Origin of the sequence: Phaeodactylibacter luteus (assembly GCF_007993045.1) — a bacterium.
In the GTDB taxonomy this organism is placed as follows: Bacteria; Bacteroidota; Bacteroidia; order Chitinophagales; family Saprospiraceae; genus Phaeodactylibacter; species Phaeodactylibacter luteus.
Genome location: NZ_VOOR01000089.1, coordinates 1 through 8,273 on the forward strand (window position 1 = coordinate 1; position 8,273 = coordinate 8,273).

Annotated in this window: 6 protein-coding genes; 5 read left to right on the top strand and 1 reads right to left on the bottom strand. The window is 53.2% G+C overall.

The genetic code is table 11. The features are described from left to right. Nucleotides 1–262: 262 nt before the first annotated feature. Nucleotides 263–583, bottom strand: a complete 321-nt coding sequence (locus FRY97_RS21060) for a hypothetical protein (RefSeq protein WP_147169602.1) — start codon at nucleotides 581–583, stop codon at nucleotides 263–265. Between the two features lie 113 nt (nucleotides 584–696). On the opposite strand from FRY97_RS21060, the gene FRY97_RS21065 reads away from it, so the two are divergent. From FRY97_RS21065 to FRY97_RS21085, 5 genes are all read left to right on the top strand, one after another. Next, on the top strand, nucleotides 697–1,245 hold the full coding sequence (locus tag FRY97_RS21065; protein ID WP_147169603.1) for a MarR family winged helix-turn-helix transcriptional regulator: 549 nt from the start codon (nucleotides 697–699) through the stop codon (nucleotides 1,243–1,245). Nucleotides 1,246–1,540: 295 nt separating this feature from the next. After that, nucleotides 1,541–2,419, top strand: a complete 879-nt coding sequence (locus FRY97_RS21070; RefSeq protein WP_147169604.1) for a carboxypeptidase-like regulatory domain-containing protein — start codon at nucleotides 1,541–1,543, stop codon at nucleotides 2,417–2,419. A 217-nt stretch (nucleotides 2,420–2,636) separates the two neighbouring features. Then, nucleotides 2,637–4,688: a phenylacetic acid degradation bifunctional protein PaaZ gene (gene paaZ, locus FRY97_RS21075; protein ID WP_147169605.1), complete on the top strand. Its 2,052-nt coding sequence runs from the start codon at nucleotides 2,637–2,639 to the stop codon at nucleotides 4,686–4,688. A 3-nt stretch (nucleotides 4,689–4,691) separates the two neighbouring features. Then, nucleotides 4,692–5,201, top strand: a complete 510-nt coding sequence (locus FRY97_RS21080; protein ID WP_147169606.1) for an AAA family ATPase — start codon at nucleotides 4,692–4,694, stop codon at nucleotides 5,199–5,201. A gap of 582 nt (nucleotides 5,202–5,783) precedes the next feature. After that, entirely contained in the window at nucleotides 5,784–8,222 is a 2,439-nt protein-coding gene (locus FRY97_RS21085; RefSeq protein WP_147169607.1) for a TonB-dependent receptor, read from the top strand. Nucleotides 8,223–8,273 lie beyond the last annotated feature (51 nt).

An 8,273-nucleotide genomic window follows, 5' to 3' on the forward strand; every position in this document is an offset into this window, starting at 1 on the left:
ATGAAACAAAGTAATTGGATAATAAAATTGCCACTGGCCTAAACAATAGGCAGGCGTCAATAGGGGAGTGGTTGTGAAACCGACGCTGATTATTCTATTACCGGCGGGCCTTTGTATATTTGGGAGGCAACGCTGGTGGATGAGAATCCCCTACTGCGCCTGCCCGAACCGTTAGCATAGAGGCATTGGGCATTGCTGGGGTATTGCCAGGTTGGTAAAGCGTTGCTTATCCAAAGCAAGAGCACCAAGCAAGCCCTTGCTTCTAGGGCAGAAGCCTCCCGCTAACAGGTTCAAGGTCGTACATTACGAATGATTCGATAATGCTTTCCATGTCCTCATTTTCACCGTGGTCGTCCTTGCCTTGTTCGGTTTCGAGAAAGTTGTAAAGCGTTTCTTTTTTATCATAAGTTGCCCATACAACTACGGAGTTTCTCTCTTTATCAACACCGACTTGATAAGCGATGAGCCCATCAGATTTTTTGTCCATTTTCATCGTTGGGCTTTTGGCAATTCTCACTAGATCCTCAAGTTTGCCAGGTTTGGCAGTTGAAACAGATACAAAGGTGTACGTTGGATTGTTCATGTCCATTGCATTTTTGAGTTAATACTATGTTTTCAATGCAAATATAAGACAAAACATTAAATGCAAGGTATTTTTTGTATGTTTATTCGATTTTGATGTAAAAATGAGGCATTATGGGTTATACACTACTCAAAGCGTTGATAAAGCATGTGGAAGAGTACCAGAAAAAGCACTCTTCTGAGAAAATTGAAGATTTCATTGTTTGGCTCAACAATGAATTGTTTGCAAGCAAGGGGCAGCCGCATACGTCACACGACGAACTGCTGATCGCTTTCAAGCTGATGCATCTGAACAAATCATTGAAAAAAGAGGCTAAAAGCGTTTTGTCGCAATCTAAAGTTTCCTCTATTGATGAATATAGTTTTCTCCTACACTTAGGTTTTCAAGAAAGCTTCAGGAAGATGGAAATAGTAGAGCTGCACAACCTGGAGGGGCCAACCGGAATAGATATTATTAAGCGGCTGATAAGAAATAGGCTGGTTGAAGAGTTCCCTGATGAAGAAGACAGAAGGGCTAAAAGAATTAAAATAACAGAAAGCGGTATTCGTGAACTGAATGGCCTTAAGCCAAAAATGGATTCAATTTTCTCTAGATTTACAGAACCATTGACCTTAAATGAGAAAATCCAGATTAGTGGGATTTTGGACAAACTGAATGGTTGATAATCTGAAACTAATGCACAATGTTTTGGCCTGGAATATTTGGCCGCAAAGCAAAATGCCGCAGGCGCTTTTACTTTGCGGGCTTCAGCTTGGCATTGGCCTAGCGCTGCGGAGGGGTGTCAAGCCCGTTAGGGCCGAGCGGATAGCGAGCCCCGTAGCATAGCGGCACCTGCCCAGGGGCAGGCCCCATCCTTGTGGCAGGGGCAGGCCCCAAAAAACGGCGATCTAGTTTGCGCCCAAGAAGAGGGGCTATCATATTCATATCGGAAAATCGGGGCTATATATTAAAGTTAAAATGAAAGGACTAATAACAATAGTGTTTTTTCAGCTGTCTATGAGCGCTGTCTATTGTCAAATGATAAGCCTGCAAGTAGTCATATTGGATTCATTGACTGGGCTGCCGGTCCCTTACACAACTATCGAGCTAGTAGGAAAAGGTGGCGTCGTTTGTGATGAAAAGGGGGCTTGTGAAATGTCGATTGGGCCAGAAGAGCTGTCAAATGACTTAAGCGTTAGTAATTTGGGTTACAACCCAAAATTGGTTAGGGCGGAACGATTGTTGACAGCGGATACGATTTTTTTGGCCCCTACTATTTATGAAATAGGAGAAGTCGTTGTAATGGGTTCAGCAGCAAAAACAAGAATTGAGAAGGGGGTTTTGAATGCTGAATCTGATGCTTCATATGGGATGAATGATTGGATGCAGATCGCTTTATGGTTGGAAAAATCATCAACAGTGGATGAAAAGTTGCAATCTGTAAGCTTTTATATCGAAAAAACAAAGGAGAAGAAAGCCCCTTTCCGAGTTAGAGTTTATGGGGTAGACATAAATGGAAAGCCTGGAGAGGATTTATTGTTTACCAGCAAAGTAGTTCAGGCGCAGCAGCCGGGTTGGCTGAAAGTCGAATTAGGGTCAGAACAGATAGCCATCCCAGCATCAGGAAAATTCGTGGCAATGGAATGGATAAATTCAGGGAAGAAGTATCAATACGATGAAAGGATAGGGGGCAGGAAGGTGAAATTTTACGGGCAGAAGTTGGGGGCTGTAATCTATGGGGAGGAACCAAAAACTTGGATAAAATTAGTAGGGAAGGAGTGGAGGAAGGATGATAGGCGTCGTGGATATGGGTATAGAAACGCAATGATAAAAGCGGATATCCAACCGGCAAACTAAAGCGGTTGAAAGCAATGTGCGTGCTATCCATGCCTTGGAAAAGCGGGGCAGGCTGCATATACAAGAGCTGAGGGCTTGGGCATAAGCCCTTAAGGCGGCAGCCCAGCTCCGGGCTGCTGCAGGGGGCGGGGAGAAAAAATGCCAGGCCATGCACCTTCCCACATTTTTCGTAAATTCGCGAACGAACGATCGTTTGTATGTCCAAATAAAACCAATCATGCCCAATACCAACCTTCACAACTACATCCTTGGCGAGTGGACGCCCCACGATGGCGACGGCTTCCCTCAGTACGATGCCGTCACTGGCGAGCTGATCGCCACGTGCAGCAGCGAAGGGCTCGACTACGCTGCTATTATGGACTACGCCCGCCGCGTTGGCGGCCCCAACCTCCGGAAGATGACCTTTCTGGAGCGCGGGCTGATGCTCAAAAAGCTGGCCCTGCATCTGCATGGCATCCGAAAGAAATATTATCCGCTCAGTTACCGCACTGGAGCGACAAAAGGCGACAGCTGGATCGATATTGATGGGGGCATAGGCACCTTGTTCGCCTATGCAAGCCTTCGCCGGCAGTTCCCGGACAAGCCCTTTCATGTAGACGGGGAAGCCATCGGCCTATCCAAAGAGGGCACTTTTATCGGCCACCACATCATGGTGCCCAAGCACGGGGTGGCCGTACACATCAATGCTTTTAATTTCCCGATCTGGGGCATGCTGGAGAAAGTCTCGGTCAACCTCCTGGCTGGGGTGCCGGCCGTGGTGAAGCCTTCAGAAATCACTTCCTTCCTGACGGAGGCCATTGTCCGCGACATGCTCGCTTCGGGCATTTTGCCGGAAGGCGCCCTACAGCTGGTCTGCGGCAAGGGGCATGGCATACTCGACACCCTTGGCCCTCAGGATGTGGCCACTTTCACGGGCTCTGCCGCTACGGGCCGCAAGCTCAAGGCCCTGCCCAATCTGATTGAGCACGCTGTCCCTTTCAATATGGAAGCCGATAGCTTGAACGCTGCTATCTTAGGGCCGGATGCGGTGCCGGGCACGCCTACCTTCGACCTTTTCATCAAGGAAGTGCGCCGGGAAATGACGGTAAAGGCCGGGCAGAAGTGTACGGCCATCCGGCGCATTATCGTCCCAGAGAACTTATTGGAAGACGTACAGCTGGCCCTGAGCGCACAGTTGCAGCAAACGACAATCGGCTCGCCCATAGCGGAAGGGGTCCGGATGGGGGCCTTGGTCAGCCGGGATCAGCTGGGCGTACTGCGGCAGCGCATTGCTGAGCTGGCCCGCGATGCTGAGATCGTGTACGGCAGCCCGGACGAGGTCGCTGTCATTGGTGCCGATGCTGAAAAGGGCGCTTTCTGCCAGCCTGTGCTCCTGCTGAACGACGACCCGCTGAACAAGACCGCTGCCCACCACATAGAGGCCTTTGGCCCGGTGAGCACCCTCATGCCCTATCGGGAATTGGACGAGGCCATTGCGCTGGCCAACAGCGGCAAGGGCTCCCTCGTGAGCACCGTTGCTACGGCCGATGAGCAGGTTGCCACCGCCTATGTCATGGGCGCTGCTGCCTATCATGGCCGCATCCTGATCCTGAATGAAGAAAGTGCCAAAGAGAGCACAGGGCACGGATCTCCAATGCCGATGCTGGTGCACGGCGGGCCGGGCCGGGCCGGCGGGGGCGAAGAAATGGGCGGTGTGCGCGGTGTGAAGCACTACCTGCAGCGCACGGCCATACAGGGCCACCCTACGATGATCGGTGCGGTGACTGGCCAATATCAGGTGGGCGGGGCGTATAAAGAGAAAGTGGCCCACCCGTTCCAGCAATATTTTGAAGACCTGGAAATAGGGGAGACGCTGATCACTGCCCGGCATACGGTCACAGAAACCGATATCGTCAATTTTGCCAATGTAAGCGGCGACCACTTTTATGCTCACGTAGACGAAACCTCTCTGGAAGGGACCATCTTCGAGCGCCGGGTAGCACATGGGTATTATCTATTGTCCAAAGCTGCCGGCCTGTTCGTCGACGGCCGAAAGGGGCCGGTCTTGCTCAACTATGGCATTGAGTCTTTCCGGTTCACCAAACCGGTTTATCCGGGGGCGACGATAGGCGTACGGTTTACCTGCAAAGAGAAAACCCGGCAGGAGAAAAAGGAGGAAACCGATGTGCGCAAGGGCATTGTGAAGTGGCTGGTAGATGTGTACGACGAAACAGGGGAGACCGTAGCTATAGGCACTATCCTGACTATGGTCAAAACTCGGGAGCAGTAGCAGATGCGCAAGGTGCTCATCACAGGCCCGGAGTCTACGGGCAAATCTTCTCTTGCGGCCCGCATGTCGGAAGAACTGGGCGTGCCCTGGGTAGCAGAGCACGCCCGCACCTATCTCAGGCAGCTCGGCCGCCCCTATGAGGAAGCAGACCTGCTGCACATCGCCAAGGGGCAGGTCAGGGCAGAGGAGGCAGCAGCCCAAGGCTGCCCCCCTTTGTTGTTGTGCGATACCGGCATGCTGGTGATGAAAATCTGGTCTGAATACAAGTATGGCCGCTGCCACCCTTGGATATTGGAGCAGCTGCACGCCCGGCCTTACGACCTATGGGTGCTCTGCGGTATAGATACGCCCTGGGAGGCAGACCCCCTACGGGAGCACCCCCACGCCCGCCAAACACTTTATGGGCTGTACCAAGCCGAACTGAAAGCCCTGGGCGTGCCCTTTATCGAGCTTTGGGGCACCCTGGAAGAGCGGGCGGCCCGGATGCAGGCCGTTTTGGAGGGGATGAGGTAAGGGCATGTATGTAATGGTATGCGCCCAATTTTTTGAAACACTGCACGCCCCCAGGCCATAGGATGGGAAAAGGTTGGCCAGTTTGGTTTTTGGAAGGGCGGCCATGCCGACGGGGTTGGTTTGTGCCCGTAAATATATTGGCGCTTCAGCCCAATTTTGTCTTGGGCTTTAGGACGGCTATGATATTGAGGGAGAACGCAATGGGCAAAGCGTGGTGCTTGATGCGATAGCAAAACTGGAAGTAAAATCATGGGAAGGGCCTTCAGATCATCGAGTCTGAAAAGTGCCAAAAGCCCTCTTGCCCACTCTCCCCATTTTCCCTACCTTTGCCCGTCAATTGATGGTGGCGGTATAGTTTACCGTTACTGTTCGGGGTGTTTCCCGGTCTTTTGCCGGGATTCTGAGATCATACCCATAGAACCTGCCCGGGTAATGCCGGGAAGGGAGCCGAGTGCGACGCGCATTCCTGCGCGATCCGTTCTTTTCTTATGGGATGAAAGGCTGCCCAACGGTGGCCCTGAAGGCAAACACTCGCCCGGCCCCTGGGCGGAGTGATTCTTTCAATTTTCATCTGTTTTTCTCATGTTTTTCAAATCTGTTTTTTCTACGTTGCTGCTATTTGGGCTCCTGAGCTCATTGACAGCACAAACGACTATCCAAGGTACCGTTACCGGACCGGCAGGCGTGCCGCTTACCGGGGCTAATCTTTTGCTGCTGCCCGGCGATCAGGGCGCAGCAAGTGATGCGGACGGGCAATTTTCCATTCCAAGCGTAAAGGCGGGCGATTATACCCTGCGCGTCAGCTATGTGGGGTACGAAACCCTGCGCAGGCCCCTCCAAATTGCAGATGGACAAGGCGAAGTCAGCCTACAGCTCACCCTGGAGCCCCGTGCGTTCACGGCTGAAGAGCTGACCGTACGAGCGACCCGCGCCGGAGCGACGACCCCCATGGCTTTCCTCAATGTGGACGAGGAAGACATCGAGCCGGTCAACCTGGCACAAGACCTGCCCTTTTTGCTGCGGTGGACACCCTCCGTAGTCTCCACCTCTGATGCTGGCGCGGGTGTGGGCTATACCGGTATCCGCATCCGGGGCACCGACCCTACCCGCATTAATGTCACCGTGAATGGCATCCCCATCAACGATGCGGAATCGCAGGGCGTATTTTGGGTGAATATGCCGGACTTTGCAAGCTCTGCTTCTGACATTCAGATACAGCGGGGCGTGGGCACGTCTACCAATGGTGCCGGTGCCTTTGGCGCGACGATCAACATCAACACCACTGAGCTGAAGCCCGAGGCCTACGCTACGCTGAATGGCTCCGTGGGTTCCTTCAATACACAGCGGGCGAATGTGGAATTCGGCTCCGGCCTGCTCAACGGCAAGTTTACGCTCGACGGGCGCCTGTCGAGTATCACCTCGGATGGGTTCATCGACCGGGCTTCTTCTGACCTTTCCTCCTACTACCTCTCGGCGGCCTACCTGGGGGAGAGCAGCAGCCTGCGCTTCGTGACCTTCTCCGGCCGGGAGCGGACCTATCAGGCGTGGTATGGGGTGCCTAAAGATTTTCTGGAGGTGGACAGCCTGCGCACGTTCAATCCTTCCGGTACAGAAAAAGAAGGCGAGCCTTACGAAAATGAGGTAGACAACTACGGGCAGGATCACTATCAGCTGATCTACAACAATCAAATCAGCCGCAACTGGAGCTTCAATACCGCCCTGCACTACACCCGGGGCGCAGGCTACTTCGAGCAGTACAAGGCAGGCGAATCGCTGGCAGACTACGGCCTGATGCCGGTAGACCTGGTGGATACCGTCATTACGCAGACCGACCTTATCCGGCGATTGTGGTTGGACAACGACTTTTACGGGGGCGTGTACAGCCTCAACTACATCAGCGATGATAACCGGCTGGATGCCACCCTCGGCGGCGGCTACCACCACTACTTTGGCGACCACTTCGGGGAGGTCATCTGGGCTGAGTTTGCCTCAAATAGCGAGAAGGACTTCCAATACTACCAGAATGATGCCACCAAAACGGACTTTAACATTTACGCCAAGTTCAACTACGAGCTGCTGGACGGGCTGCACGCCTATCTCGATCTGCAATACCGGCGCGTTGGCTATGAATTCCTCGGTTTTGACCGGCAGGGCAACAACGTGGAGCGGACCGAAACGCTCGACTTTTTCAACCCCAAAGCCGGCCTGTTTTACCTGATTAATAACCGCTCGGAAGCCTTTGCCTCCTTTGCCGTGGCCAACCGGGAGCCCAACCGCAATGACTTTGTGGAATCCACCGCCGACAGCCGGCCGGACCCGGAGCGCCTGTACGATACCGAGATTGGCTACGAATACCGCTGGGACCGGGCAGCCATCCACCTGACCGGCTACTACATGCTCTACCGGGATCAACTGGTCCTGAATGGCGAGGTCAATGATGTGGGCGCCTTTACGCGTGTGAATGTAGACCGCAGCTACCGTCTTGGGCTGGAAGTCGCCGGTGGCGCTCAGCTTGCCGATGGGCTGCGTTTGGATGGCAACTTTACGCTTAGCCGCAACCGCATTGCAAGCTATACCGAGTTCGTGGATGTATACGATGAGAACTTTACATACCTGGGGCAGGAGGCTTTCACTTATGAGGAAACAGACCTCTCTTTTTCCCCTGACGTTATTGCGGCAGGCGGCTTATCCTACGAGACGCTGCGCCTGAAAGACAAGACCGACCTCATCTTCACCCTGCAGACCAAGTACGTCGGGCAGCAGTACATCGACAATACCTCCGATGAGAATAATACCCTCGACGCCTACACCTTCAGCGACTTCCGCATCAACTTCAACTGGCGACCGGGCTTTCTGAGGGAGCTGTCGCTCAAGCTTTTGGTGCAGAATGTCTTTGACGCCCGGTACGAGACCAATGCCTGGTCCTACCGCTATCAGTTTGACGGGAGCCCGGCCCTGGATCAGGGCTTCTTCCCGCAGGCAGGGCGGAACTTTTTGGTGGGGCTGAGTGTGGGGCTGTAGTGGAGATCGCCGGTTTTGCTTTGGTAAGGCCGGCGATTTTGTCTCTTTTAT

Excerpts from the sequence above, each read along its gene's own strand:
- FRY97_RS21085 (WP_147169607.1), top strand. The coding sequence starts at position 5,784 with ATGTTTTTCAAATCTGTTTTTTCTACGTTGCTGCTATTTGGGCTCCTG.
- FRY97_RS21060 (WP_147169602.1), bottom strand. The coding sequence starts at position 583 with ATGAACAATCCAACGTACACCTTTGTATCTGTTTCAACTGCCAAACCT.
- FRY97_RS21065 (WP_147169603.1), top strand. The coding sequence starts at position 697 with ATGGGTTATACACTACTCAAAGCGTTGATAAAGCATGTGGAAGAGTAC.
- FRY97_RS21070 (WP_147169604.1), top strand. The coding sequence starts at position 1,541 with ATGAAAGGACTAATAACAATAGTGTTTTTTCAGCTGTCTATGAGCGCT.
- paaZ (WP_147169605.1), top strand. The coding sequence starts at position 2,637 with ATGCCCAATACCAACCTTCACAACTACATCCTTGGCGAGTGGACGCCC.
- FRY97_RS21080 (WP_147169606.1), top strand. The coding sequence starts at position 4,692 with ATGCGCAAGGTGCTCATCACAGGCCCGGAGTCTACGGGCAAATCTTCT.